Origin of the sequence: Pseudonocardia sp. SID8383 (assembly GCF_009864975.1) — a bacterium.
GTDB classification, from domain to species: Bacteria; Actinomycetota; Actinomycetes; order Mycobacteriales; family Pseudonocardiaceae; genus Pseudonocardia; species Pseudonocardia alni.
This window is the reverse complement of sequence record NZ_WWFY01001137.1, coordinates 1-360: the sequence shown is the minus strand read 5'-3', so window position 1 is coordinate 360 and position 360 is coordinate 1. Positions and strand designations below refer to the sequence as shown.

At 78.9% G+C, this 360-nt stretch carries 1 pseudogene; it reads right to left on the bottom strand.

Going from position 1 to position 360, the window contains the following annotated elements:
- Positions 1-360 (bottom strand): annotated as a pseudogene (locus GTW08_RS27495) (primosome assembly protein PriA); the annotation flags it as partial.

Genomic DNA, 360 nt, shown 5'->3' with positions numbered 1-360 from the left:
CTCGAACGCGACGCCCGGGACGCGGGCCGCGCGGGCGGCCGGGTCCCGCACGAGCTGGGTGTCGGTCTCCCCGATCGCGGTGACCCGCGGCATCCGGGCACGCACCCCGGCACGGTCGGCCGCGATGGGACTGGCCCAGCGGGTCTCGACGAGCAGCTGCGCCTCGGCGGTCCGGGCGAACCCCGCGAGCAGCAGCGCGGCGCCCTCGCGGTGCGCGCGCAGCACCAGCACGTCGCGGACCTGCGGGTAGGGGGCTCGGGGCTCGGAGTGGGAGTCGTCGCCGTCGTCCCAGACGGCCAGCAGGCCGAGCTCGCCGAGCGGGGCGAACGCCGCGGACCGGGTGCCGACGACGACCCGCAC